The sequence below is a fragment of the Sandarakinorhabdus sp. FBCC-B8862 genome, assembly GCF_059745315.1.
On sequence record NZ_CM185574.1, the window covers coordinates 1,028,560 to 1,050,610 of the forward strand.

The window sequence follows — 22,051 nt, forward strand, 5'->3', positions numbered from 1 at the left end:
TCAGCGCGCGGCCATCTCCATCACCACATCCCATTCGTCATCGCTGATCGGCACCACACTCAGGCGGAACTGGCGGAACATCGCCATGCCGGCCAGGCGCGGCTCGGCCTTCATTTCGGCCAGTGTCACCGGGCGGGGCATCGGCGCCTTGGGGCCGACCATCACCGCCGGGAAGCGGCCCTTGGGGTCGGATGGGTCGATGAAATGTTCGCCCACAACCTGCGCGATGCCGACGATGCACAGGCCTTCGTTCGAATGGTAGAAGAACAGCTCGTCGCCGATCTTCATGCTGCGCAGATAGATGGCGGCCTGGTTGTTGCGCACGCCATCCCACGCGGTCTTGCCGTCCTGCAACAGCTGCTCCCAGCTGTATTTGAACGGTTCGGATTTCACCAACCAGCGCGCCATCTCAGAACGCTCCCGCCCAGGCATCGGGCTTGAAACCGATCAGCGCGATATTGTCGCCCTCGACGATCGGCCGCTTGATCATGCTGGGGTTGGCCAGCATCAGCGAAATCGCCTTCGCCGCGTCGATGCCAGCCTTGTCCGCATCGGGCAGGGCCTTGAACGTCGTGCCGGCGCGGTTGAGCACCGCCTCCCACCCCCAGCGCGCCACCCAGCGGGCAAGCGCATCGGACGGCACGCCGGCCTTTTTGTAATCATGGAACTGGTGGGCGACGCCGCGCTCGGCCAGGAAGGCGCGCGCCTTCTTCACCGTGTCGCAATTGGGAATGCCATAAAGGATCATGGCCTGCCTCATGCCAAGCCGGGGCCGCGCTGCCAAGCCGCCTGCGACAGGCTGGCCCATGCCGGAGCGGAACAAAGGGGCTACACCCACCGCCATGGAGATTGTCTGGTTCAAGCGGGATTTGCGCGTGCATGATCATGCGCCGCTGCTGGCCGCCTGTGCCAGCGGGCGGCCAGTGCTGCCACTCTACATCGTCGAGCCAGAACAATGGGCCCAGCCCGATGCCAGCGGCCGGCAATTCGCCTTCCTGGCCGAATCGCTGGCTGATCTGGACCGCAGCCTGCAGGCGCGCGGCGCGAGGCTGGTCGTGCTTGTGGGCGATGCAGTGCAGATCCTGCACAATCTCCACGCCGCCCATGGCATCACCGCCATCCACGCCCACCAGGAGACGGGCAATCTGTGGAGCTTTGCGCGCGACAAGGCGGTGCGGCGCTGGGCGCGGGCGGCCGGCGTGCCAGTGCAGGAGGCGATGCAGCACGGCGTCTGGCGCGCCCATGGCAACCGCGATGGCTGGGCGGCGCGGTGGGAGGCGATGATGCGCCGCCCCCGCCTGCCCGCACCCGCTGCAATCCGCATGGCCGATGTGGCGGGCACGCCACTGCCGTCGGCCGCAGACCTCGGCCTCGCCCCCGATCCTTGCCCCGGCCGCCAGCCCGGCGGCCGCCGTGCCGGCCTCTTGCTGCTGAAAAGCTTTCTGGCGACACGCGGCCGGCCCTATCGCGCCGCCATGTCAGCGCCTGACAGCGGAGCCGATCATTGCTCCCGCCTCTCCCCGCACCTGGCGCTGGGCACGATTTCCATACGCGAAGCCTTCCAGTCAGCCCTCGCTGCCCGCATGCGCTGGAAAGAGGCTGGCGACCCCCAGTTCGTCCGCTCCGTCGACAGTTTCATCAGCCGCCTGCACTGGCATTGCCACTTCATTCAGAAGCTGGAGGATGCGCCCTGGCTGGAGGCGCGCTGCCTGCACCCGGCCTATGATGGCCTGCCCCAACATGATCCGGCCCGGCTGGCCGCCTGGGCGCAAGGGCGCACTGGCTGGCCGTTCGTCGATGCCTGCATGCGCAGCCTGAATGCCACCGGCTGGCTGAATTTCCGTATGCGGGCGATGGTGATGGCGGTGGCCAGCTATCACCTGCGGCTGGATTGGCGGCATTCGGGCACGGTGCTGGCGCGGGCCTTCACCGATTATGAGCCCGGCATCCACTGGCCGCAGGTGCAGATGCAATCCGGCACCACCGGCACCAACATCCCGCGCATCTACAACCCGGTGAAACAGGGACTGGATCAGGATCCGGATGGCCTGTTCATCCGCCGCTGGCTGCCGGAACTCAGCGCTCTGCCCATGCCCTTCGTCCACGAACCCTGGAAAGGCCCCGGCACCGCCGCCTATCCCGCCCCGCTGGTTGACCATGAACAGGCCGCGCGCGATGCCCGCGCCGCCATCACCGCTATCCGCTGCGATCCCGCCCACGCCGGCCCGGCCCGCGCCATCGTGCGCACCCATGGCAGCCGCAAGGCCGGCTTGCCAGACACGACGCGCCGCCGCAAAACCCCGCCCGCAACCACCCAGGGCCAGCTTGACCTGTGACAGACGGCAATCCCATCACGCCGGCCGGCATGGCCGCCCTGCGCGCCCGCTATGACCAGCTGCTCCACGGCGACCGGCCGACCATTGTCGAGGTGGTGCGCTGGGCCGCCGGCAATGGCGACCGCTCGGAAAACGGCGATTATCTTTATGGCCGCAAGCGCCTGCGCGAGATTGACCGGGAACTGGCGCATCTGTCGAAACGCATGGCCGCCGCCCGCGTGATCGATCCCACGCGCCAGACCGAACGCGACAAGGTGCTGTTCGGCTGCACCGTCGAAATCGCCGATGATGATGACAAGCGCCGCACCCTCACCCTGGTTGGCGACGATGAACAGGATGCCGCCCGCGGCCTGATCGGCTGGAGCGCCCCGATTGCGCGGGCCCTGCGCGGCGCCCGCGTGGGCGATGTGCGCGTGGTGCGCCTGCCCGCGGGCGAGAAACATTGGGAGATCATGGCCATCAGCTGGCCCTGAGCTCTGCCCTGCTGGCCCGCCAATGCCTCAGTGGGCGAGGGCGATGATCCGTTCGGCCAGTTGCACCCGGAAGGTGGCAGCGTCCGCCCAGGGCTCGGGCTGGCCTGGCGGTCGCTGGTCCATGAAGCTGAAATGGTCAGCACCGTCGACAACAGCAAAATCGCAGGAAAGGCGCCCGTTCAATGTGGCGACGAAGCGGCGGGCATCATCCGGCGGCGTCACCGCATCGGCGGAACCAACGCGCAGCAACAGTGGCAGATCGACCGCGTCGCGTGCGCCGGGCGCCGCAAAATAACCCAGCGGTGGCGCCAGCAGCACCAGCGCCGACAGGCGCGGATCACGGGCGCCGGCAATCCGGTCATCCGGCCCCAGCCACAGATCGGCCCCGGCGCGGGCCAGCAGCAGCGTCGCGCCGATCGAATGGCCAACCCCGATCACGCGGGCATCGGCGGGCAAGGGCACCAGTGCCGCGTCAATGGCGGCAAGCCTGGCCGCCAGCATGTCACGATCGGCACGGCCCGGCGGCAACATCGGGAAGCCGGGTGCCAGCACCGCCAGGCCAGCCGCCTGCAGTTGGGCGACAAGGCCGCCGTGCCGGGCCGGGTCACCAGCGCGCCCGGTTGCCAGCAGGATATGCGCAGCGCGCTTTATTCCCACTCGATGGTGCCCGGCGGCTTTGACGTATAGTCATAGACCACACGGTTGATGCCCTTCACCTCGTTGACGATGCGGGTGGCGGTGCGGGTGAGGAAACTGGCCTCGAACGGATAGACATCGGCGGTCATGCCATCCACCGAGGTCACGGCGCGCAGGCCGCACACGCGGTCATAGGTGCGGCCATCGCCCATCACGCCCACCGTGCGCACCGGCAGCAACACGGCAAAGGCCTGCCAGATCTCGTCATACAAGCCGGCCTTGCGGATCTCGTCCAGATAGATGGCATCGGCCTTCCTGAGCGTGTCGCAGGCTTCCTTGGTCACCTCGCCGGGGATGCGGATGGCAAGGCCGGGGCCGGGGAACGGGTGGCGGCCAACGAACGCCGGCGGCAGGCCCAATTCCACGCCCAGCCGGCGCACCTCGTCCTTGAACAGTTCGCGTAAGGGCTCGACCAGCTTCATGTTCATGCGCTCGGGCAGGCCGCCAACATTGTGGTGGCTCTTGATCGTCACGCTGGGGCCGCCGGTGAACGACACGCTTTCGATCACATCGGGATAAAGCGTGCCCTGGGCGAGGAAATCCGCCCCGCCGAGCTTCTTCGCCTCGGCCTCGAACACCTCGATGAAGGTCTTGCCGATGAACTTGCGCTTGGCTTCCGGGTCGGTGACGCCGGCCAGGCCGCCAAGGAACAGCGCTTCGGCTTCCACATGCACCAGCGGGATGTGATAATGCTCGCGGAACAGGCTCACCACCTGTTCGGCCTCGCCCAGCCGCATCAGGCCGTGATCGACGAACACGCAGGTCAGCTGGTCGCCAATGGCTTCGTGGATCAGCACGGCGGCCACCGCCGAATCGACCCCGCCCGACAGGCCGCAGATCACCTTGCCGTCCCCCACCTGCTCGCGGATCTCGGCAATCTTGGCAGCGCGGAAGCCAGCCATCGACCAGTTGGGCGTGACACCGCAGACATTGACGACGAAATTCTTCAGCAGCGCCGCACCATCGGGGGTGTGCACCACCTCCGGATGGAACTGCACGCCGTAACGGCGGGCCTCATCATTGGCGATGGCGGCAAAGGGCGCGCCGGGGCTGACGGCGACGGCGCGGAAACCGGGCGGGATCGCATCAATGCGGTCGCCATGGCTCATCCACACCGTCGGCCGGTCGCCTTTGGCCCAGACGCCGGCAAAGAAGGCGCAATCATCGACAATCTCGATCTCGGCCCGGCCGAATTCGCGATGATCAGAGGCAACGACCGCGCCGCCGAGCTGGTAGCACAGCGACTGTTCGCCATAGCAGATGCCGAGCAGCGGCACGCTGGCGGCCAGCACGGCGTCGGGGATGCGCGGGCCATTCGCGTCGCTGATGTTGGCCGGGCTGCCCGACAGGATCACGCCCTTGGGCTGCATGCGGGCAAAGGCCTCGGCGCCTTTGGCAAAAGGGACAATCTCGCAATAGACGCCGGCTTCGCGGATGCGCCGGGCGATCAGCTGCGTCACCTGGCTGCCGAAATCGAGGATGAGGATCGAATCGTCTGGCGTGTGCATCGCGGGCGCTTAAGGCGTGGCGTCGCCTTGCGCAACCACCAGCGGCAACAAGACCTGCCGCCAGCTGTCTGGCAGCGGGTTGGGCCGGCGCGTCACCCGGTCGACATAGACATGGACGAAATGGCCCTCGGCGGCCGGACCATCATGGCCGGCGGTGAACAGCCCCACCTCCCAGCGCACGCTGCTGTTGCCCAGCCTGACGATGCGCAGATGTGCCTCCACGCTTTCGGGAAAGGCGACGCTGCGGTGATATCTGCAGCCCGTCTCCACCACCAGGCCGATGGGATTGCCGTGATGAATGTCGAGCAGGCCGGCTTCGATCAGCCAGGCGTTCACCGCGGTGTCGAACCAGCTGTAGTAGACCACGTTGTTGACATGGCCATAAGCATCATTGTCCAGCCAGCGGGTGGGGATGATGCGGTGGGCGCGATAATCGGAACGGCTGCTCATGGGCGCCGGCTCTGCCAGCGATTCGGCCCAAAAGCAAAAACCCCGGCATCGCTGCCGGGGTCTTTTGGGTGGGATGGTGGAGCCTAGCGGGATCGAACCGCTGACCTCTACAATGCCATTGTAGCGCTCTCCCAGCTGAGCTAAGGCCCCGCACCCTTTGGCGGTCGCTGCTCTGCAGCAGCGCCGGGAGCGGCCGGTTAGGCGAAACTTTCCGGCCGTGCAAGCCGAAAATTTCACCGCCCCGGCATAATCGTCAATTCTCGTCGTCGCCGCCTTCGGAAACGACGCCCAGATCATCGTCGCCGCCCAGGTCAACATCGCCATCGGCTTCGCCGGCCTCGACATCGGTGTCGAGATCCAGATCCTCATCCACCGCCACATCATTGTCGGCGCCTTCGGCAGCCTGCGGCTTGATGGCTTCAAACGGAGTCGTCTGCTTGGACTTCAGAATCGGTTCCGGCACCCAGGCAAAGCCGCAGGAAATGCAGGTCACCGGGTCTTCCTTGCCCAGATCGTAAAAGCGGGTGTTGCACTTCGGGCAGGCACGCTTGGTGCCCCATTCAGCCTTGACCATATCAACTCCGTGCCAATGACGCCCGCCACATGCCAGACGGCAATGGCGGTTGCCGGGCAGGCAGGGCCTGTCCGGGAAAGGCGAGCGCATTGCCACAGGCCGCAAGCCCTGTCAAAGCGGCGCATCATGTCTGCTGCACCCGGCCAACCCCAACCGCTTTGCCTCACCACAAGCCGGCCCTTGTCTGGCGATGTCACCGTGCCGGGGGACAAGTCGATCAGCCACCGATCGCTGATGCTGGGCGCGCTGGCGGTGGGCGAAACCCGCGTCACCGGCCTGTTGGAAGGGGAGGATGTGCTGGCCACCGCCGCCGCCATGCGGGTGATGGGGGCGGATATCAGCCGCAATGATGCCGGCGAATGGCGCATCCATGGCGTCGGCGTCGGCGGCCTGCTGCAACCGCAGACCGCGCTCGACATGGGCAACAGCGGCACCTCCACCCGGCTGCTGATGGGCCTCGTCGCCTCCCACCCGATCACCGCCACCTTCGTAGGTGATGCAAGCCTTTCGAGCCGCCCGATGGGCCGGGTGATCACGCCGCTTGCCCAGATGGGCGCGACGATCAGCGCGACGCCAGGGCCAGATATCAAGGGATTGGGCCGCCAGACCCTGCCGCTCACCCTCACCGGCGCCTGTCCGGCCATCCCGCTGCGCTACACCCTGCCCGTCGCCTCGGCGCAGGTGAAATCGGCGATCCTGCTGGCCGGGCTCAACACGCCGGGCGACACGACGGTGATCGAACCCATTCCCACCCGCGACCATTCGGAACGCATGCTGGCCAGCTTTGGCGCGCGGCTGACGGTGGAGACGGCTCCTGAAGGCCGCATCATCACCATTCATGGCGAGGCCGAGCTGAAGCCGCAGACCATCGTGGTGCCGGGCGATCCCTCGTCGGCGGCCTTCCCGATGGTGGCCGCGCTGATCGTGCCGGGCAGCGACATCATCATCCGCAATGTCGGCATCAACCCCACCCGCGCCGGCCTGATCGCCGTGCTGCAGGCGATGGGCGGGGACATCACCCTGTTGAACCAGCGCGATGTCGGCGGCGAACCGGTGGCCGATCTGCACGTCCGCCATTCCGCCTTGACGGGCATCGAGGTGCCGCCCGAGGGCGCGCCATCGATGATTGATGAATATCCCATCCTGTTCGTCGCCGCCGCCTGTGCCCAGGGCCGCACCGTTTGCCACGGGCTGGAGGAACTGCGGGTGAAGGAATCGGATCGCATCGCCGTGATGGCCGAAGGGCTGAAGGCCTGCGGCATCGCTTGCGAAGAACTGGCCGATGGCCTCATCATTGCTGGCCAGGGCGGCGATGCGGTGCCCGGTGGCGCCACCATCAACGCCCGGCTGGATCACCGCATCGCCATGAGCTTTGCCGTCCTGGGCCTCAACGCCCGCCGCCCCGTGCGGATCGACGATGCCCGCCCGATCCAGACCAGCTTCCCGACCTTTGTGCCGATGATGCAGCAGTTGGGCGCAACAGCAGATCATTGATCGCTGCCGCCGCGCGGCCGTCGCCATAGGGCAGCGCCGGCACGGCCATGGCGGCATGCAGCCGGGCATCCCCAAGCAGCCCGCGCGCCGCCGCAACGATGGCCGCCCGCTCTATCCCCACCAGCCGGGCATTGCCGCTGGCCAGCCCCTCCGGCCGCTCCGTGCCGGCGCGCAGCACCAGGCAGGGCAGGCCCAGCGCCGGCGCCTCTTCCTGCACCCCGCCCGAATCGGTGAGCACCAGGGCACAGCGCAGCATCAGCGCCACGAAACCGGCATAGGGCAGCGGCGGCAGCAGATGGACATGGGCGCGCCCGCCCAGCATCGCCTGCACCGGGCCCGCCACCGCCGGGCTGGGGTGCACCGGGATCAGGATTTCGGCATCCGCCGAAAGCTCGGCCAGCGCCGCAAGCACGCCGGCCAGCCGGCGGCCGCGATTTTCCCGGCGATGGATGGTGGCCAGCACCCACGGCCGGCCGCGTGGCACATGGCCAAAGGGCGCCACCGCCGCATCGGCCAGCGCCGCATCACGACGCAGCCGCGCCGCCATCAGCAGCAGGGCATCGATGCCGCTGTTGCCCGTCACATGCACGCCGCCGCGCACGCCCTCCGCCACCAGGGCGCTGGCCGCCGCGGCCGTGGGCGCAAGATGCAGCGTGGCCATTTGCGCCACCAACCGGCGGTGCATTTCCTCGGGATGGGGATCATCGCAGCCGGTGCGCAAGCCCGCTTCCACATGTGCCAGCCGCACGCCGGCATAACGCGCCGCCAGCGCGCCAGCCAGGGTGGAGCTGGTATCCCCCTGCACCACCACCCAGGCCGGCATTTCGCGCCGGATCACATCGGCCAGCGCCGGCACCAGCCGGCCGACCAGGGCATCCGGCGTGGGGGCGGTCAGGCCAAGATCGATATCGGCGGCCAGCCCAAAGCCGGCCAGCGCCGCGCCAAACATGTCGGGATGCTGCCCCGTCGCCACCAGCCGGGGCGTCACCCCGCGCGCCTGCAGGTCCAGCACCAGCGGTGCCAGCTTCACCGCCTCGGGCCGGGTGCCGGCGATGAACAGGATGGGCGATCGATGGGTGACGGGTCCAGCCAATTTCTGCCCCCTGCAGCGGCCGACCCTGTGGCGGATTATGGGCGATTGCCGCCAGCCTGCCAATGCAGCGCCGGCGAATTTACGGTCTTTTCACGCGTGGCTGCGCCCCTTGCCGGCGGCGGCCCCACCCGCTAACGCCGCTGCCGTGAGCAGCACAAATCCCATCGTGATCGCCGTCGATGGCCCGGCCGCCAGCGGCAAGGGCACCATCGCCAAGGCGCTGGCCCGCCATTATGGCCTGCCGCACATGGACACCGGCAAATTATATCGCGCCTGTGGCCTGGCGGTGCGGCTGGCCGGGCATGATCCTTATGATGCCGATGCGGCAGCCGATGCGGCGCGGCGGCTGGACCCGGCGCTGCTGGATGATGCCGATCTGATGAGCAGCCTCAACAGCGATTATGCCTCGATCGTCTCCAGCCATCCGGCGGTGCGCGCGGCGCTGTTTGAAACCCAGCGCGCCTTTGCGGCGCAGCCGGGCGGCGCGGTGCTGGACGGGCGCGACATCGGCACGGTGATTGCGCCCGATGCCCCGGCCAAGCTGTTCGTTACGGCCGCGCCGCAAGTGCGCGCCGCCCGCCGCCATGCCGAACTTGCCGGAAAAGGCGGCGGCCAGACGCTGGAAGATGTGCTGGCCGATATCCACGCCCGCGACGCACGCGACTCCGGTCGCTCCGCCGCGCCGCTGGTGCAGGCCGCCGATGCCGCCTTGCTTGATACCAGCGATCTGGGTATAGCCGCGGCCGTCGCAGCCGCGATCGACCTTGTGGAAAAGGCGATTTCAGCGCGACGCCGGTAACTGGCAAAGGTTGCCCGGCAGGCATGGCCCTGCCCGGGCGTTTTGTTTTTTGCCGGTTCTGCTTGAGAGCGGCTGGCATGGTGCCACCGCGACGGCGATGAACGGCGGGCAATGGTGCCTTGCCGAGGGGTTTCGCGGGAACAGTCCCGTGCCGGCCCCAGTTGAAGGTTTGATTGATATATGGCCACGTCTGCCCAGCCGACGCGCGATGATTTCGCCGCGCTGCTTGATGCCACCATTGGCAAGGATCAGGGGTTTGAAGGCCGCGTTGTGCGCGGTGTCGTCACCCGTCTCGAAAATGAATTTGCCGTCATCGATGTCGGCCTGAAGAGCGAAGGCCGCGTGCCGCTGCGCGAGTTCGCCGATCTCACCGGCAAGGTGGATCTGGTGGTCGGCTCCGAAGTCGAAGTGTTCGTGGATCGCGTTGAAAACGCCCAGGGCGAAGCGATGCTGAGCCGCGACCGCGCCCGCCGTGAAGCCAGCTGGGATGCGCTGGAGCACAAGTTCGCCGCTGGCGAGCGCGTGGACGGCGTGATCTTTGGCCGCGTCAAGGGCGGCTTCACCGTTGATCTGGGCGGCGCTGTCGCCTTCCTGCCCGGCAGCCAGGTCGATATCCGCCCGGTGCGCGATGTCACCCCGCTGATGAACCTGCCGCAGCCGTTCCAGATCCTGAAGATGGACCGCAAGCGCGGCAACATCGTGGTCTCGCGCCGCTCGATCCTCGAAGAATCGCGCGCCGAAGCCCGCTCGGGCCTGATCTCCAGCCTCGCCGAAGGCCAGATCGTCGATGGCACCGTCAAGAACATCACCGATTATGGCGCCTTCGTGGATCTGGGCGGCATCGACGGCCTGCTGCATGTCACCGACATGAGCTACAAGCGCGTCAACCACCCGTCGGAAGTGCTGAACATCGGCGATGTGCTGCGCGTGCAGATCGTGCGCATCAACCGCGACACCCAGCGCATCAGCCTGGGCATGAAGCAGCTGGAAGCCGATCCCTGGACCACCGCTGCCGCCAACTATGCCGTGGGCACCAAGCACACCGGCCGCGTCACCAACATCACCGAATATGGCGCCTTCGTCGAACTGCAGGCCGGCATCGAAGGCCTGGTGCACGTTTCGGAAATGTCGTGGGTCAAGAAGAACGTCCACCCCGGCAAGATCGTTTCGACCAGCCAGGAAGTCGAAGTCATGGTGCTGGAAGTTGATGAGGACAAGCGCCGCATCAGCCTCGGCCTCAAGCAGGCCCAGCGCAACCCGTGGGAAGTGTTCGCCGAGAACCACCCGGTGGGCTCGATCGTCGAAGGCGAAGTCAAGAACGCCACCGAATTCGGCCTGTTCATCGGCCTGGATGGCGAAGTCGACGGCATGGTGCACATGAGCGACATCGCCTGGGGCATGACCGGCGAAACCGCCCTGTCGCGCCACCACAAGGGCGAGCGCGTCTCGGCCCGCGTCCTGGAAGTGGACATCGAGAAGGAGCGCATCAGCCTGGGCATCAAGCAGCTCGATGAAGCTGGCGGCCCGGCCGTGGGCACCCGCAACACCAGCGGCGGTGACTGGAAGAAGAACGACATCGTGACGGCCACCGTTGTGGCGGCCCGCGATGGCGGCCTCGACGTGCAGATCGGTGAAGACGGCCCGGTCGTCTACATCAAGCGCGGCGATCTTTCCCGCGACCGTGACGAGCAGAAGGCCGAACGCTTCCAGCCCGGCCAGAAGGTCGATGCCATGGTGGTCGGCTTTGAAAAGGGCCGCAAGCCGATGCTGTCGATCAAGGCGCTGCAGATCAGCGAGGAAAAGGAAGCCGTGGCGCAATATGGCACCTCGGATTCGGGCGCCACGCTGGGCAACATCCTGGGCGCCGCCTTCAACAAGGCGCGCGAGGAAGCCGACAAGAACTGATCCCACCCGATCGGTTGAAATCACGCCCCGGCAGCCAGGCTGCCGGGGCGTTTTTCGTTGTGCGGCGGCCAAAAACGCCGAGTTACGCACATTGTGACACGGCGGTTGCAGTTTTTTCCCGGCCACGCCTTGACCGCATGCCCCGACTCAATAGAATATCCACAGAAATCAGAGGGCTTGAGCCCCGATCCAAAATGTCCTGCCCAGCGGGGGGTGTGTGCGAAATGATCAGGTCTGAACTGGTTGCCATTGTCGCCGAACAGAATCCGCACCTCACCGTGCGCGACGTCGAAGCCATCGTCACCACCATCTTTGACGAGATCACCGACGCCCTGGCCGAAGGCCGCCGTGTCGAACTGCGCGGCTTTGGCGCCTTTTCCACCCGCGCCCGCGAAGCCCGCACCGGCCGCAACCCGCGCACCGGCACCGCCGTGGAGGTGGATGCCAAGCGCGTGCCCTATTTCAAGCCGGGCAAGGAATTACGCGAGAAGCTGAACGCCTGATCGGGCGCCGGAGCCACGCCGGAGCCCAGGGGGCACAATCGGCGGGCGTGGCGGAACCGGTAGACGCAGCGGACTTAAAATCCGCTTTCCCTCGGAAGTGCGGGTTCGAGTCCCGCCGCCCGCACCAGATCTGTCGGCCGCCAGCGCACGGCCGAACTTTGGGCCCCGTGTTCTGGCAGCGGCTCGGCACTTGAAGCAAAACATTCGCATGATCCCAACAATCTCCTTGATCGGCATTCCCACCGATCAGCACAGCAGCTTCCTGCGCGGCCCGGCGCGGGCGCCCGCTGCGATCCGCGCCGCCCTTGCCAGCCCGCACGGCAATGCCGCCACCGAACGGGGCAGCGAGATCGGGCTGGATTTCCACCTGGTTGATCGCGGCGACATTGCCATTGCCGAAGATGCCGGTGATGATGACCGCATCCGCGCCGCCATTGCTGCCTGCCCCGGCCCGCTGATCGCGCTGGGCGGCGATCATGCCATCAGCTTTCCGGTCGTCGAAGCCCTGGCCCGCCGCCACGGGGCCTTCGACATACTGCATTTCGATGCCCATCCCGATCTTTACGACGAACTGGATGGCAACCGCCGCTCCCACGCCTCGCCCTTCGCGCGCATCATGGAGGGCGGGCACGCCCGGCGGCTGGTGCAGGTGGGCATCCGCACGCTCAACCGCCATTGCCGCGCCCAGGCGGAGCGTTTTGGTGTGGAGATCATTGAGGCCCGGCATTTTCGCGACGATTGGCGGCCGCGCTTTGACCGGCCGCTCTATGTCTCCATCGATATCGATGCGCTTGATCCGGCCTTTGCCCCCGGCGTCTCCCACCACGAGCCGGGCGGGCTCAGCGTGCGCCAGATCGTCAATATCCTGCTTGATCTCGATGTGCCGATCCTGGGTGGCGACGTGGTCGAACTCAATCCCGATCGCGATCCCACGGGCATCACCGCCACCGTGGCTGCCAAACTGGTGCGGGAACTGGCCGCCGCAATTGCCGCCAATCCCGCCTGAATTGCCGCACAGCCTTGCAAAGCCGGCGGCAAAGGCCGATTGTGTTCATGTGGCAGTGCCATGGCCGGGTGATTCCCGGCTTGTCTTGTCACAGCGGTATGGTGCAAGGGCGTCTTGTCTTCGGGCGATTTGCTTATGGTGCTGCCCGCTGGTGTTTGTCATTTTCCATCGGTTCCGCCCGTGGCGGGCCGGATGGGCAAGGATCTGCAATGTCTGACGGAAGCGCCTGGGTGGAGATTGTGCTGCTGGCGATGCTGGCCGCCTTCATCGGCCTGCGGCTGGTCTCCGTGCTGGGCAAGCGCACCGGCGAAGAGCGCCCGCAGCAGATTGGCGACAGTTTCCGCCCCTCGGCCGAGGTCACCGCGCCGCCGCGTCGCACCGAGAACCGCGGCCCGCGCCGCCAGCTGGTGCTGCCGCCCGGCACCGACATCAACCTGCTGCCGGCGCTGGAAGCCATCGCCGATGCCGATCCCGGCTTTGCCCCCGATCGCTTCCTCAGCGGCGCCAGTGCCGCCTATGGCATGATCCTGTCGGCCTTCTGGTCCGGCGATCTGTCCGGCGTGCACGGTCTCGTGTCGGACGAGGTGCATGAAAATCTGGCGGGCGCGATTGCCGCGCGTGATGGCGCCAACCTGCCCAACCGCATCCTCGGCACGCCGTCGGCGATGATCGAAGGCGCCGAACAGGTCGGCCAGATGGTGGAGTTGACCGTGCGCTTTGCCGCCCGCATCGCCACCGCCGATGGCGAGATCGAAAGCCGTGATGTGTGGACGTTCAGCCGCCATGTCACCAGCAGCGATCCGGCCTGGGTGCTGATCGCCACCGACAATGAGGATGACAGCGCCGATCTGCCGCCCGACCACGGCGTCTGAACCCCGCTGAACATGCGCAACCGCCTCGCGCTGGCCAGTCTGCTGCTGCTTGCTGCCTGCGCCGGGCGGCAGGATCGGCCGGCCACCACGCCGCCAGCCGCGGCCACCGCGCCGCAGCCAACGCCAAAACCCGAATCGCCGCCGGTCACCCGCGCCGCCCAGGCCAGCCTCGCTGCCCTGCCATTGCCGCCGGTCGGGCCGTTGCCTGGCGCGGCGGCTGCGCTGGCCGCCTTCCGCAAATCCTGCCCCGGCCTGTTGCGGCGGGAGGATCTGTCGGGCCTCACCCAGCCGGGCGACTGGCAGGCGGCCTGCACGGCGGCGGCCAGTGTCGCGCCCGGCGAGGAGGATGGTTTCTTCCACGGCCAGTTTGTCGGCGTTGCGGTGGCCGAGGGCAAGGGCTTTGCCACCGGCTATTACGAGCCCGAAATCGCCGCCAGCCTGACGCAGCAGCCCGGCTATCAGGTGCCGCTCTATCGCCGGCCGGCCGATCTGATCGACGTGCCGCTGGGCGATTTCGCCCCCAGCCTGAAGGGCCGCACGGTGCGCGGCCGGGTGGAGGGCAATCGGCTGGTGCCCTATGCCAGCCGCGCCCAGATCGCCGCCGGCGCGCTGGTCGGCCGCGGCCTTGAACTCGCCTGGGCGGCTGATGCCTATGAGGCCTTCTTCCTTGAAATCCAGGGCAGCGGCCGGCTGCGCCTGCCCGATGGCCGCATCATGCGCATCGGCTATGATGGCCAGAACGGGCGCGATTATGTCGCCATTGGCCGGCTGCTGATCGAACAGGGCAAGCTGGAACGGGGCAAGGCCGGCATGGCCGAAATCCTCGCCTGGCTGCGCGCCCATCCGGACGAGGCACCCGCCATCCTCAACGCCAACCCGTCCAAGATCTTCTTCCGGGAACTGAAAGGCGAAGGCCCGGTTGGCGCCATGGGCGTCGCCGTTACCCCGCGCGTGTCGGTTGCGGCCGATCCGGCCTATATCCCGCTCGGCGCGCCGCTGCTGGTGGAAACCACCCTGTCGCGCAGCGGCCAACCGCTGGTGCAACTGATGGTGGCGCAGGATACCGGCGGCGCCATCAAGGGCGCCAACCGCATCGATCTGTTCCTCGGCCCCGGCGCCGAGGCCGCGGCCGATGCCGGTGCGCAATCGGCGCCCGCCACCCTCACCCTGCTGATCCCGCGCACCGCGGCCCAGCGCCTGAAGCTGATCCAAGATGCGCCGCCTCAGCGCCCATGAACGGGCGCTGTGGGCGCGGGTTGCCGCCAGCGTGAAGCCGCTGCCTGGGAAGGCAAGACCCGAAGCACCACCGGCCACCCCGGCCGCCAACAGCCCGCCGCCGGTCAAGATTGTGCCCGCCCCGCCGCCGCGCCCGGCCCCAGCCCGGCCCGGCCCGCACCCACTGGGCGCGCCGCTGGATGGCAGCTGGGATCGCCAGATCAGCCGCGGCCGCATCGTGCCTGATCGCATCATCGATCTGCACGGCCACACGCTGGCCGATGCCCATGCAAGGCTGGCCGCCGCCATCCATGCCGGCGACGGCGCCCGCGTCATCCTGGTCATCACCGGCAAGGGCCGGCCCGACCGGCCAGCGCGCATCCGCGCCGAACTGATGCACTGGCTCGACCGGCCCGACATGCGCGCCGCCGTGGCCAGCGTGCGCGCCGCCCACCCGCGCCATGGCGGCAGCGGTGCCTTCTACCTCATCCTGCGCAGAGCCAAGTAATCTCCCCTATCGCCAATTGCAGTCGGCAGCGGCATGCCGGGCCGCTAAACAGGGCCGCCACAGGGGGAGGACGAGCCGATGAGCGATGATGTCGTGCAGGTGACGCGCGATGGCCCGGTGGCCATCGTCACGCTGAACCGGCCGCAGGCGATGAACGCGCTGAACCAGGCCCTGCGCCGCGCGCTCGCCGCCGTGTTCCGCGATCTGGAGGCCGACGACGATGTGCGCGCCATCGTGCTGACCGGCGCCGGCACCCGCGCCTTCACCGCCGGGCTCGACCTCAAGGAACTGGGCCAACAGGGCCTCGGCGCGGCCAATGCCGAAGGGCCGGATGACAATCCGGTCAAGGCCATCGAACAGACCGGCAAGCCGGTGATCGGCGCCATCAACGGCGTCGCCATCACCGGCGGCTTTGAAGTGGCGCTGGCCTGCGACGTGCTGATCGGCAGCGAGAATGCCCGCTTTGCCGACACCCATGCGCGCGTGGGCATCATGCCGGGCTGGGGCCTCAGCCAGAAACTCTCCCGCCTGATCGGGCCCTATCGCGCCCGCGAACTCTCGCTGTCCGGCAATTTCCTCGATGCCGCCACGGCAGAACGCTGGGGCCTGTTGAACCGTGTCGTGCCGGCCGATCAACTGGTCGCTGCCGCCGTGGCGCTGGCGCACGACATGGCCGGCATCGCCCCCGGCTTTGCCCGGGCCTACAAGCGGCTGATCAACGATGGCTATGATCTGCCCTTCGGCGCAGCCATGGCGCTGGAGGCGACACGCTCCACCGCTGCCAATGCCCAGGTCTCCGCCGCCGAAGTCGAAGCCGCGCGCGGCGCCGTGCAAGCCAGAGGACGCCAGCAATGACCGCCATGCCCTTCCCCGGCTTCAACAGCGACACGCTGGACGACACGCTGGTCAACCCGGCCGCCTATGCCGATGAAAGCATCCACGACGCCTACACACGGTTGCGCCGCGAAGACCCGGTGCACTGGACCGAGCCGACCGGCTTCCGCCCCTTCTGGTCGATCACCCGCCATGCCGACATCGTGGCGATTTCCAAGGCCAATGATCGCTTCATCAACCGCGAGCGCACCTATATCTCCCCCATCGAGGCCGAGGAGTGGGTGAAGCAGACCACCGGCGACAGCCATTTGTTCCGCACGCTGGTTGATCTGGATGATCCCATCCACATGAAGCTGCGGCGCATCACCCACAGCTGGTTCATGCCGCAGAATCTGAAAAAACTGGAGCCGCAGATCGCCGCCATCGCCAGGGCGCATGTCGACCGGATGGCGGCGCTGGGCGGCCAGTGCGATTTCGTCAACGAGGTCGCGCTCTGGTACCCCTTGCGGGTCATCATGATGATCCTGGGTCTGCCGGAGGCGGATGAAAACCGCATGCTGCAGATGACGCAGGAAATCTTTGGCCCGCAGGATCCAGACGTGGTGGCGCGCAGCCGCATCATCACGCAGGGGTTGAGCGGTGCCACCGAAGGCACCGGCAACCCGCAGGTCGATATCTTCGCCCTCGTCCAGCAATTCTTCCAATATTTCGGCGAGGTGCTGGCCGACCGCAGGGCCAATCCGCGCGACGATCTCGCCACCGTGATCGCGCAAGGGACCGTGGATGGCGAGCCCATCGGCATGCTGGAAGCCATCAGCTATTACGCCATCGCCGTCACCGCCGGCCACGACACCACCAGCAGCACGGCCTCGGGCGGCCTCTTGGCGCTGATCCAGAATCCGGCCGAACTGGCCAAGCTGAAGGCCGACCCGTCGCTGATCCCGGGCGCGGTCGAAGAGATGATCCGCTGGGCCACCCCGGTGAAGCATTTCATGCGCACCTGCACCGAAGACACTGTTGTTGGCGGCAAGACCATCCGCAAGGGTGACGGCGTCGCGCTGTTCTACTGGTCGGGCAACCGCGACGAGGCGGTGTTCGAAGACCCGTTCCGCTTCCGGGTGGACCGGCCCAACAACCCGCAGACCGCCTTTGGCAACGGCGTCCACCAGTGCCTGGGCCTGCATCTGGCCCGCATGGAAATCCGCGCCCTGTTCGCCGAGCTGCTGCCAAGGCTGGACGAGATCGAACTGGCCGGCGAACCCAAATTGTCGGTGGCCAACTTCGTTTCGGGCCTGAAGGCGATGCCGATCCGGTACCGGATGCGATGAAGGCGGACCTGCGGCGGCATGAGCTGACGGCCTATCCCGCCAGCCTCACCCTCGAAACCCGCTTTGCCGATATGGATGTGAACGGCCACCTCAACAATGTGGCCTTCGCCCGCCTGTTCGAGGAAACCCGCGTGCGCTTCAACCGGGCCGGCCCGGTGAACCCGGCACCGGGCGAGCGGCGCTCCAGCTTCGTCGTCGCCCATGTCGCCATCGATTATCTGGCGGAGGGCAATTATCCCGCCCCGGTCACCATCGGCTATGCCATCGCCCGCATCGGCAGCAGCAGCTTCACCGTGGCCATGGCCGCCTTTCAGGCGGGCAGCTGTATCGCCCTGTGTGACAGCGTGCTCGTCCACCGCGACCCCGCCACCGGCCCGGCGCCGATCCCGCCGGCCTTGCGGGAACGGCTTGAGGGCTTCGCGCTTCGCGGCTAGGGCAGTGCCACACCCCAACGGAGACCGTTCATGGCCGAAACCCTCACCCTCACCCTCAGCAGCGGCGGCGATGTCGTCATCAAGCTGCGCCCCGATGTTGCCCCCGGCCATGTCGAGCGGATCACCACGCTCGCCGCCCAAGGTTTCTATGACGGGATCAAATTCCACCGCGTCATCCCCGGCTTCATGGCCCAGGGCGGCTGCCCCAAGGGCACCGGCACCGGCGGCAGCGACCTGCCCGACCTGCGCGCCGAGTTCAACGACGTGCCGCACGTGCGCGGCGTCTGCTCGATGGCCCGCACGTCGTACCCGCACAGCGCCAACAGCCAGTTCTTCATCTGCTTTGATGATGCCCGCTTCCTCGACCGCCAGTACACGGTGTGGGGCGAAGTGATCTCGGGCATGGAACATGTCGACGCGCTGCCCAAGGGCGAGCCGCCGCGCGAGCCGGGCCATATCGTCAAGGCCACCGTGGCCTGAACGAATTGATCTGCACATGAAAACCCCCGCCGGAGCGATCCGGCGGGGAGTTTTCCGTTGTTCAGCGATCAAGCGTCCCGAAGGGCCCTCACCGCCCGGCAGGCGAGCGCCGCTGGCCTTCGCGCCGGCCGGCAAAGCCGCCGCCGGGCCGCCCCTGCGGGCGGCCACCGGCCGGGCGTGGTTGCCCGCCATCACGGCGCGGCTGGCCGTCGCGGCGGGGCTGTCCGTCGCGGCGGGGCTGGCCGTCGCGGCTGAATTCGCGCCGCTCCTCGCGCGGGCCCTCCCGGCGGGGGGCACCGTCACGCCGGCCTTCGGCATGCACCACGGCACGGCTGTCGCGGCCGGGGCGGCCACCATTGCGGCTGCGGGCAAAGTCCCGCTCCTCGCGCGGCGGTTCCGCCGCCACCGGGTTGGACTTGATCAGCTTGGCCGTCTTGCCCACCAGATCGCGGAAATTGGCCGGCAGCGGCGCCTGGGTCAGCGCCATGCGGATGGTCTTCTCGATATCCTTCAGATAGGGCCGCTCATCCGGCGCGCACAGCGCGATCGCCACCCCGGCGCGGCCAGCGCGCGCGGTGCGGCCGATGCGGTGCACATATTGTTCCGGCACGTTGGGCAATTCGAAATTGAAGACATGGCTCACCGCCGGGATGTCGAGGCCGCGCGCCGCAATGTCGGTCGCCACCAGGATCTTCAGCGTGCCGGCGCGAAAGCCGTCCAGCGCGCGGGTGCGCTGCGGCTGGCTGCGGTTGCCGTGGATGGCCTCGGCCACCAGGCCATGGGCGGCAAGCTGGCGCACCACCCGGTCGGCGCCATGCTTGGTGCGGGTGAAGACGATGCTGCTCGCCACCTCGGGCTGGTCAAGCAGATGCGCCAGCAGCGCCAGCTTTTCCGGCTGGCTCACATGCACCACCGATTGCACCACCTTTTCCACCGTGGTCGCCGCCGGCTGCACCGCCACCTTCACCGGCGATTTCAGATAGCGTTCGGCCAGCTGTTCGATGGCCGGCGCCAGCGTGGCGGAAAACAGCATCGACTGGCGCTGCTTGGGCAACAGGCCGGTGATGCGCTTCAGATCATGGATGAAGCCCAGATCCAGCATCTGGTCGCATTCATCGAGCACCAGCATCTCCACGCGGCCCAGGTCGCAGGCGCCCTTCATCACGAGATCGAGCAGCCGGCCCGGCGTCGCCACCAGCACGTCCACTCCCGGCGCCAGCGCGCGTTCCTGCCGGCCGATCGGCACGCCGCCGAACACCACCGCCACCGAAAGCCGCATATATTTGCCATAGGCCTGGAAACTGGCGGCAATCTGGCTGGCCAGTTCGCGGGTGGGGGCCAGCACCAGGGCGCGGGTGTTCATCTTGATGCGATGCTTGGGATCGGCCGCCAGCCGGTGCAGCATCGGCAGGGCAAAGGCCGCCGTCTTGCCGGTGCCGGTCTGCGCCAGGCCCAGAACATCATGCCCGGCCAGCGCCGGCGGAATGGCCGCCGCCTGGATCGGGCTGGGGGCAGCATAGCCCTTTTCATTGAGGGCGCGCGCAATCGGTTCGGCCAGCGCCAGATCAGAGAAGTTCATTGATGTTCCAATATCAGTTCGGCCCCGCCGGCAGGATTGCCAACGGAGCATGGGGGGGTTGACCAGCAACCCGCGTGATATGGGAAGCAAGATTGGGGGGTGGGGCCTGGAGCCATCTGCTCCGATCACGCGCCCAGCGATGTGGGCCGCCAATGGACGCAAACGGCCAAAAAGTCAAATCAGCCGCGGGCCAGCAACTGCACCAGCGGCAGCCGCGCCTGTGCATCGAAGGTGCCCGGCACCTGCTCCAGCTTCAGCGCGTCATCATAAATGCGGCGGCACGGCCCATCGCGCAGCACACGGGCACAGGCCGCCACCACCGCTTCGTCATACCAGGTTCCGGCATAAAGGCGCAGCTCGGCCAGCGCCGCATCAACGCCCATCGCAGCGCGGTAAGGCCGGTGCGAGGCGATGGAGTCCACCACATCGGCAACCGTGACAATCCGGGCCTCCAGCGAAATCGCCGATCCCGACAGGCCAAAGGGATAGCCGCTGCCATCCAGCCGTTCGTGATGCTGGCGCATGATGGCGGCAATCGGTTCGGCAAACTCGATGCTCTTCAGGATGCGATAGCCGTAATCGACATGAAGTTTGACGAGATCAAATTCCAGCGCGGTCAACCGCATCGGCTTGACGAGAATCTCAGCCGGAATGGCAATCTTGCCAATATCATGCACCAGGCCGGCCTGGCGGATCAGCCGGCACTGCGCCTCACCCAGGCCCATCTCGCGGGCGATGGCCTCGCCCAGCACGGCAACCTGCCGTTGGTGCCCGGCAGTGTAGGGATCGCGCATCTCGATCATGTCCGACATGGCAGCAAGCGTCTGTTCCAGCGCACGGTCCAGCTGCATCACCTGGTCACGCAGCCGCTCGCGCATGTCGCGCTTCTCGGTGATGTCACTGAACGTGGTGACCACCGCCGTCTCATCCGCCTTGCCGGGCACCGGCACCGGGGCAGAATTGATCATCAGCCAGCGCAGCTCGCCATTCGGCCGCTGCACACCCATATAGACATCGGTTTGCGGCTGGCCGGTCCGCAACGTCACCATCGCCGGATGCTCGTCGCCGGGAAAGGCGCTGCCATCCTCGTGGATCGCTTCCCATTCGCCGGATGTCGAAGACAGGTTCATCAGTTCGTCGGCGCTGCGGCCCAGGATCTGCTCGGCCGCTGCGTTCACGGCAATGATGCGGCCATCGGGGGCCTGGTGCACGGCCCCCACCCGCATGCTGTCAAACAGCGTCTTGTACAGGCCCTCGCTGCGCGCAAGATTGCTGCGCGTCAGTTCAAAATCGGTGATGTCGCGGCCGTTGACAGACAGGCCGATGCAATTGCCGTCGTCATCATTGATGCGTGCCACCCGCATCATCCAGCGCCGCCCGCTCATCCCGAGTTCGTGGCGCATTTCATATTCGCCATCGGCCAGGGTTCTGGCCACCGCCTCGTCCCACAACGGCTTGGTCAGCACACTGGCAAAGCCCATCGCCACGCGGCCGCGCGGATCGGCAGCGCCATGCACCCGCTCGAAAAATCGCATCGCCATGCGGTTGCAATAACCGATGACCAAATCGGGATAAGACACGGTGAAGATCACATCTGGCACCGCATCAAGCATCTGCATCGCTGCACGCGCATAATGCACCCTCGCCAATTCGGGCCAATTGGATTGGCGAAGATCAGAATTCGGCATCGGGTCCACTCGATTGGCTCCATTGACCCGTGGTGCGCGGGAAAAATTGCACAACAAAGGTGCAGGAAATCAGGATACATGTCCAATGCATATTACACTGCATTGCAAACCTCCTGGGCAGCCAGGAATGCGGCTGGCGGGTCGTCGTGATCGGGCCCGATTTGCTGCAGCGGATTATCTTGCACCTGTGGGTCGCAGTCGCTGATCGGCACAGCCAATTGCCGTTGTACCTGCTGCGAAAAAGACAGGCCGTGGCAATGGCGCGCCCGCTGCTGG

General features: G+C 67.1%; 23 protein-coding genes and 2 tRNA genes. 15 read left to right on the forward strand and 10 right to left on the reverse strand.

The genetic code is table 11. From position 1 onward, the window contains the following. The gene (locus AC6BOR_RS04960) at window positions 1-408 is read right to left on the reverse strand and encodes an EVE domain-containing protein (RefSeq protein WP_498060089.1); all 408 of its coding nucleotides are present in this window, start codon (window positions 406-408) and stop codon (window positions 1-3) included. 1 nt (window position 409) lies between these two features. Beyond that, window positions 410-748, reverse strand: a complete 339-nt coding sequence (locus AC6BOR_RS04965) for an arsenate reductase (protein WP_498060090.1) — start codon at window positions 746-748, stop codon at window positions 410-412. 94 nt (window positions 749-842) lie between these two features. On the opposite strand from AC6BOR_RS04965, the gene AC6BOR_RS04970 reads away from it, so the two are divergent. Together AC6BOR_RS04970 and AC6BOR_RS04975 are read left to right on the forward strand one after the other, a co-directional pair. After that, a complete protein-coding gene (locus AC6BOR_RS04970) occupies window positions 843-2,336 on the forward strand; it encodes an FAD-binding domain-containing protein (RefSeq protein ID WP_498060091.1) in 1,494 nt (497 codons plus the stop codon). Continuing rightward, window positions 2,333-2,809, forward strand: coding sequence for a GreA/GreB family elongation factor (locus AC6BOR_RS04975; protein WP_498060092.1), 477 nt, complete (start codon window positions 2,333-2,335; stop codon window positions 2,807-2,809). The genes AC6BOR_RS04970 and AC6BOR_RS04975 overlap by 4 nt, the downstream gene beginning before the upstream one ends. Window positions 2,810-2,836: 27 nt before the next feature. Here the strand turns inward: AC6BOR_RS04975 and AC6BOR_RS04980 are convergent, their stop codons facing one another. From AC6BOR_RS04980 to AC6BOR_RS05000, 5 genes are all read right to left on the reverse strand, one after another. Then, window positions 2,837-3,466: an alpha/beta hydrolase gene (locus AC6BOR_RS04980; protein WP_498060093.1), complete on the reverse strand. Its 630-nt coding sequence runs from the start codon at window positions 3,464-3,466 to the stop codon at window positions 2,837-2,839. Then, complete coding sequence (guaA, locus tag AC6BOR_RS04985) at window positions 3,457-5,013, reverse strand: glutamine-hydrolyzing GMP synthase (RefSeq protein ID WP_498060094.1); 1,557 nt, start codon at window positions 5,011-5,013, stop codon at window positions 3,457-3,459. Before guaA ends, AC6BOR_RS04980 begins: the two co-directional genes overlap by 10 nt. Before the next feature lie 9 nt (window positions 5,014-5,022). Then, window positions 5,023-5,463 carry an acyl-CoA thioesterase gene (locus AC6BOR_RS04990; RefSeq protein ID WP_498060095.1) on the reverse strand — a complete coding sequence of 147 codons (441 nt, stop codon included), beginning with the start codon at window positions 5,461-5,463 and terminating at the stop codon, window positions 5,023-5,025. 74 nt (window positions 5,464-5,537) lie between these two features. Continuing rightward, window positions 5,538-5,613, reverse strand: a tRNA-Ala gene (locus tag AC6BOR_RS04995). Between the two features lie 103 nt (window positions 5,614-5,716). Beyond that, window positions 5,717-6,037 (reverse strand): TIGR02300 family protein, encoded by a 321-nt coding sequence (locus tag AC6BOR_RS05000; protein WP_086117929.1) that lies wholly within the window; start codon window positions 6,035-6,037, stop codon window positions 5,717-5,719. Window positions 6,038-6,163: 126 nt separating this feature from the next. On the opposite strand from AC6BOR_RS05000, the gene aroA reads away from it, so the two are divergent. After that, a complete protein-coding gene (aroA, locus tag AC6BOR_RS05005; protein WP_498060096.1) occupies window positions 6,164-7,531 on the forward strand; it encodes a 3-phosphoshikimate 1-carboxyvinyltransferase in 1,368 nt (455 codons plus the stop codon). Here aroA and wecB read toward each other — a convergent pair. Continuing rightward, complete coding sequence (gene wecB, locus AC6BOR_RS05010; protein WP_498060097.1) at window positions 7,425-8,624, reverse strand: non-hydrolyzing UDP-N-acetylglucosamine 2-epimerase; 1,200 nt, start codon at window positions 8,622-8,624, stop codon at window positions 7,425-7,427. The two genes, aroA and wecB, sit on opposite strands and share 107 nt — an antisense overlap. 163 nt (window positions 8,625-8,787) lie before the next feature. Between wecB and cmk the strand changes: the two genes are divergently transcribed. From cmk to AC6BOR_RS05070, 12 genes are all read left to right on the forward strand, one after another. Continuing rightward, on the forward strand, window positions 8,788-9,423 hold the full coding sequence (cmk, locus tag AC6BOR_RS05015) for a (d)CMP kinase (protein ID WP_498060611.1): 636 nt from the start codon (window positions 8,788-8,790) through the stop codon (window positions 9,421-9,423). A 180-nt stretch (window positions 9,424-9,603) separates the two neighbouring features. After that, window positions 9,604-11,328 carry a 30S ribosomal protein S1 gene (gene rpsA / locus AC6BOR_RS05020; RefSeq protein WP_498060098.1) on the forward strand — a complete coding sequence of 575 codons (1,725 nt, stop codon included), beginning with the start codon at window positions 9,604-9,606 and terminating at the stop codon, window positions 11,326-11,328. A 224-nt stretch (window positions 11,329-11,552) separates the two neighbouring features. Then, the gene (locus AC6BOR_RS05025) at window positions 11,553-11,831 is read left to right on the forward strand and encodes an integration host factor subunit beta (protein WP_086117924.1); all 279 of its coding nucleotides are present in this window, start codon (window positions 11,553-11,555) and stop codon (window positions 11,829-11,831) included. A gap of 41 nt (window positions 11,832-11,872) precedes the next feature. Further along, window positions 11,873-11,958: transfer RNA gene (locus tag AC6BOR_RS05030), tRNA-Leu, on the forward strand. An 81-nt stretch (window positions 11,959-12,039) separates the two neighbouring features. Continuing rightward, a complete protein-coding gene (locus AC6BOR_RS05035; protein ID WP_498060099.1) occupies window positions 12,040-12,837 on the forward strand; it encodes an arginase family protein in 798 nt (265 codons plus the stop codon). Window positions 12,838-13,046: 209 nt separating this feature from the next. Beyond that, the gene (locus AC6BOR_RS05040; protein WP_498060100.1) at window positions 13,047-13,709 is read left to right on the forward strand and encodes a Tim44/TimA family putative adaptor protein; all 663 of its coding nucleotides are present in this window, start codon (window positions 13,047-13,049) and stop codon (window positions 13,707-13,709) included. A 12-nt stretch (window positions 13,710-13,721) separates the two neighbouring features. Beyond that, window positions 13,722-14,945 carry a murein transglycosylase A gene (mltA, locus tag AC6BOR_RS05045; RefSeq protein WP_498060101.1) on the forward strand — a complete coding sequence of 408 codons (1,224 nt, stop codon included), beginning with the start codon at window positions 13,722-13,724 and terminating at the stop codon, window positions 14,943-14,945. Next, on the forward strand, window positions 14,923-15,432 hold the full coding sequence (locus AC6BOR_RS05050; RefSeq protein WP_498060102.1) for a Smr/MutS family protein: 510 nt from the start codon (window positions 14,923-14,925) through the stop codon (window positions 15,430-15,432). Before mltA ends, AC6BOR_RS05050 begins: the two co-directional genes overlap by 23 nt. A 78-nt stretch (window positions 15,433-15,510) precedes the next feature. Then, window positions 15,511-16,287: an enoyl-CoA hydratase gene (locus AC6BOR_RS05055; RefSeq protein ID WP_498060103.1), complete on the forward strand. Its 777-nt coding sequence runs from the start codon at window positions 15,511-15,513 to the stop codon at window positions 16,285-16,287. Then, complete coding sequence (locus tag AC6BOR_RS05060; RefSeq protein WP_498060104.1) at window positions 16,284-17,594, forward strand: cytochrome P450; 1,311 nt, start codon at window positions 16,284-16,286, stop codon at window positions 17,592-17,594. Before AC6BOR_RS05055 ends, AC6BOR_RS05060 begins: the two co-directional genes overlap by 4 nt. Further along, complete coding sequence (locus AC6BOR_RS05065) at window positions 17,591-18,028, forward strand: acyl-CoA thioesterase (RefSeq protein WP_498060105.1); 438 nt, start codon at window positions 17,591-17,593, stop codon at window positions 18,026-18,028. Before AC6BOR_RS05060 ends, AC6BOR_RS05065 begins: the two co-directional genes overlap by 4 nt. A 30-nt stretch (window positions 18,029-18,058) precedes the next feature. After that, on the forward strand, window positions 18,059-18,508 hold the full coding sequence (locus AC6BOR_RS05070) for a peptidylprolyl isomerase (protein ID WP_086117917.1): 450 nt from the start codon (window positions 18,059-18,061) through the stop codon (window positions 18,506-18,508). An 88-nt stretch (window positions 18,509-18,596) separates the two neighbouring features. Here the strand turns inward: AC6BOR_RS05070 and AC6BOR_RS05075 are convergent, their stop codons facing one another. Further along, window positions 18,597-20,087: a DEAD/DEAH box helicase gene (locus AC6BOR_RS05075; RefSeq protein ID WP_498060106.1), complete on the reverse strand. Its 1,491-nt coding sequence runs from the start codon at window positions 20,085-20,087 to the stop codon at window positions 18,597-18,599. 179 nt (window positions 20,088-20,266) lie between these two features. Then, entirely contained in the window at window positions 20,267-21,706 is a 1,440-nt protein-coding gene (locus AC6BOR_RS05080; protein WP_498060107.1) for an HD domain-containing phosphohydrolase, read from the reverse strand. Window positions 21,707-22,051: the final 345 nt, after the last annotated feature.

Bases quoted from the DNA above. Each gene is read 5' to 3' on its own strand.
- AC6BOR_RS04990 (WP_498060095.1), bottom strand. From the start codon at position 5,463: ATGAGCAGCCGTTCCGATTATCGCGCCCACCGCATCATCCCCACCCGC.
- mltA (WP_498060101.1), top strand. From the start codon at position 13,722: ATGCGCAACCGCCTCGCGCTGGCCAGTCTGCTGCTGCTTGCTGCCTGC.
- AC6BOR_RS04960 (WP_498060089.1), bottom strand. From the start codon at position 408: ATGGCGCGCTGGTTGGTGAAATCCGAACCGTTCAAATACAGCTGGGAG.
- AC6BOR_RS05080 (WP_498060107.1), bottom strand. From the start codon at position 21,706: ATGCAGATGCTTGATGCGGTGCCAGATGTGATCTTCACCGTGTCTTAT.
- AC6BOR_RS05025 (WP_086117924.1), top strand. From the start codon at position 11,553: ATGATCAGGTCTGAACTGGTTGCCATTGTCGCCGAACAGAATCCGCAC.
- AC6BOR_RS05000 (WP_086117929.1), bottom strand. From the start codon at position 6,037: ATGGTCAAGGCTGAATGGGGCACCAAGCGTGCCTGCCCGAAGTGCAAC.
- AC6BOR_RS05055 (WP_498060103.1), top strand. From the start codon at position 15,511: ATGAGCGATGATGTCGTGCAGGTGACGCGCGATGGCCCGGTGGCCATC.
- AC6BOR_RS04965 (WP_498060090.1), bottom strand. From the start codon at position 748: ATGATCCTTTATGGCATTCCCAATTGCGACACGGTGAAGAAGGCGCGC.
- AC6BOR_RS05065 (WP_498060105.1), top strand. From the start codon at position 17,591: ATGAAGGCGGACCTGCGGCGGCATGAGCTGACGGCCTATCCCGCCAGC.
- AC6BOR_RS05070 (WP_086117917.1), top strand. From the start codon at position 18,059: ATGGCCGAAACCCTCACCCTCACCCTCAGCAGCGGCGGCGATGTCGTC.
- AC6BOR_RS05035 (WP_498060099.1), top strand. From the start codon at position 12,040: ATGATCCCAACAATCTCCTTGATCGGCATTCCCACCGATCAGCACAGC.
- AC6BOR_RS05075 (WP_498060106.1), bottom strand. From the start codon at position 20,087: ATGAACTTCTCTGATCTGGCGCTGGCCGAACCGATTGCGCGCGCCCTC.
- guaA (WP_498060094.1), bottom strand. From the start codon at position 5,013: ATGCACACGCCAGACGATTCGATCCTCATCCTCGATTTCGGCAGCCAG.
- AC6BOR_RS05050 (WP_498060102.1), top strand. From the start codon at position 14,923: ATGCGCCGCCTCAGCGCCCATGAACGGGCGCTGTGGGCGCGGGTTGCC.
- AC6BOR_RS05060 (WP_498060104.1), top strand. From the start codon at position 16,284: ATGACCGCCATGCCCTTCCCCGGCTTCAACAGCGACACGCTGGACGAC.
- rpsA (WP_498060098.1), top strand. From the start codon at position 9,604: ATGGCCACGTCTGCCCAGCCGACGCGCGATGATTTCGCCGCGCTGCTT.
- AC6BOR_RS05040 (WP_498060100.1), top strand. From the start codon at position 13,047: ATGTCTGACGGAAGCGCCTGGGTGGAGATTGTGCTGCTGGCGATGCTG.
- AC6BOR_RS04970 (WP_498060091.1), top strand. From the start codon at position 843: ATGGAGATTGTCTGGTTCAAGCGGGATTTGCGCGTGCATGATCATGCG.
- aroA (WP_498060096.1), top strand. From the start codon at position 6,164: ATGTCTGCTGCACCCGGCCAACCCCAACCGCTTTGCCTCACCACAAGC.